Consider the following 1,981-nt stretch of genomic DNA (forward strand, 5'->3'; position numbering starts at 1 on the left):
GCCCGGAGCTGGTCCGGGCCGCCCCTGCTCGTGCGGGCGGGGTCAGGCGGTGCGGGCGATCAGGCTGGCGGGGCGCAGGTCGGTCCAGTGCGCGTCGACGTACGCGGTGGCGCCCTCGCGGGTGTCCTCGCCGTGGACGGTGCGCCAGCCGGCCGGGACCTCGGCGAAGGCGGGCCACAGCGAGTGCTGGTTCTCGTCGTTGACGAGCACCAGGTAGCGGGCGTCGTCGTCCTCGAACGGGTTGGTGGCGGTCATCGGGTGCTCTCCTCTTCGGGTTGGGGCGGGGTCAGGCGGTGCAGGGCGGGGTGTCGCCGAGGGCGGCTTCGACCAGCCGGTCGACCAGGAACTCGGCGAGGGCCGCGACGGTGGGCCGGGCGAGCAGGTCGGGCAGGCGGAGGTCCCCCTCGAAGTCGGTGCGCAGGCGCTGGAGCAGTTCCATCGCCAGCAGCGAGTGGCCGCCGAGGTCGAAGAAGTTCTCGTCGATGCCGACCGCGGGCAGCCCGAGCACCTCGGCGAACGCCTCGTGCACCGCCCGCTCGCTCGGGTGGCGCGGGGCGCGCCGTTCGGCGCCGGTGGTGAAGTGCTCGGCCTGCGGGGCGGGCAGGGCGGGCCGGTCGAGCTTGCCGTTGACGGTCAGCGGCAGGGCGTCCAGGGCCACGAAGGCCGAGGGCACCATGTACTCGGGCAGCCGGGCGGCCAGCGTGCGACGGATCGCAGCGGCCGAGATAAGGGTACCCTCACTTGGCACCAGGTAGGCGACCAGGCGCTTGACGCCGGGGGTGTCCTCGCGGACCACGACGGCCGCTCGGGCGACGTCCTGATGCGCGCTCAGCGCGTCCTCGACCTCGCCGGGCTCGATCCGGTAGCCGCGGATCTTGACCTGGTCGTCGGCCCGGCCGAGGAAGTCCAGCAGCCCGTCCTGCCGCCACCGGACCACGTCTCCGGTGCGGTACATCCGGGCGCCGGGCGCGCCGAACGGGTCGGCGACGAAGCGCCCGGCCGTCAGGCCGGGGCGGTTGAGGTAGCCGCGCGCCAGGCCCACGCCCGAGACGTACAGCTCCCCCGCCACCCCGACCGGCACCGGGCGCAGATGGGCGTCCAGCACGTGCGCCACCGTGTTCCAGATCGGCCGGCCGACCGTGGCCGTGGCCGAATCGAGGGTGCCGCCGCCGAGGGTGTTGATGGTGTACTCGGTCGGCCCGTACAGGTTGTAGCCCAGCACTCCGGGCGTCTCGCGGAGCTTGGTCCACAGCGCCTCGGCGACGGCCTCACCGCCCAGCAGCACCAGCACCGGCCGGTGCCGCCCCTCGTCCAACAGGCCCCGGTCGACGAGTGCCTGGGCGTAGGAGGGCGTGACGTTGACGACGTCCACCGCGTGCTCGGCGCAGTACGCGGAGAGCGCTTCGGCGTCGCGGCGCAGTGCCTCGTCCAGGACGTGCACCTCGTGGCCCTCGACCAGCCAGAGCAGCTCCTCCCACGACATGTCGAAGGAGAACGACACCGTGTGCGCGATCCGCAGCCGACGCCCGCCCGCCTCCGCCACCACCGGATCGAAGATCGCCTCCCGGTGGTTCAACTGCATGTTGGTCAGGCCGTGGTAGGGCGTCACCACGCCCTTCGGCCGACCGGTCGAACCCGAGGTGAAGATCACGTACGCGGCGGCGTCCGGCTGGTACGGGACGCGGAACGGACCCTCGGGCAGGGCGGCCAGTTCGGCGGCCACCGCCGGGTCGTCCAGCAGCAGTTGGGGGACGCCCGGGGTGAGCGGCAGCCGGGGCTGGGCAGCCCGGTCGGTGACCAGGAGGACGGGGGCGGTGTCCTCCACCATGAACGCCAACCGCTCGGCCGGGTAGTCGAGTTCGAGCGGCAGATACGCCGCACCCGCCCGCAGCACGGCGAACAGCGCCGCCACCATGTCCAGCGAACGCGGCAACCCCAACGCCACCACCGACTCCGGACCGGCACCACGCGACACGAACAA

2 protein-coding genes are annotated in these 1,981 nt (G+C 73.3%); both read right to left on the reverse strand.

Annotation, left to right across the window (positions count from 1 at the left end; genetic code table 11):
- Positions 1 to 42: 42 nt before the first annotated feature.
- Complete coding sequence (locus tag ACFUEL_RS39050) at positions 43 to 255, reverse strand: MbtH family protein (RefSeq protein WP_380242867.1); 213 nt, start codon at positions 253 to 255, stop codon at positions 43 to 45.
- A gap of 31 nt (positions 256 to 286) precedes the next feature.
- Positions 287 to 1,981: amino acid adenylation domain-containing protein (locus ACFUEL_RS39055; RefSeq protein ID WP_380242869.1), on the reverse strand; the 1,695-nt coding region annotated here is incomplete at its 5' end.

The organism is Kitasatospora sp. NPDC057198 (assembly GCF_042670125.1).
Lineage (GTDB): Bacteria > Actinomycetota > Actinomycetes > Streptomycetales > Streptomycetaceae > Kitasatospora.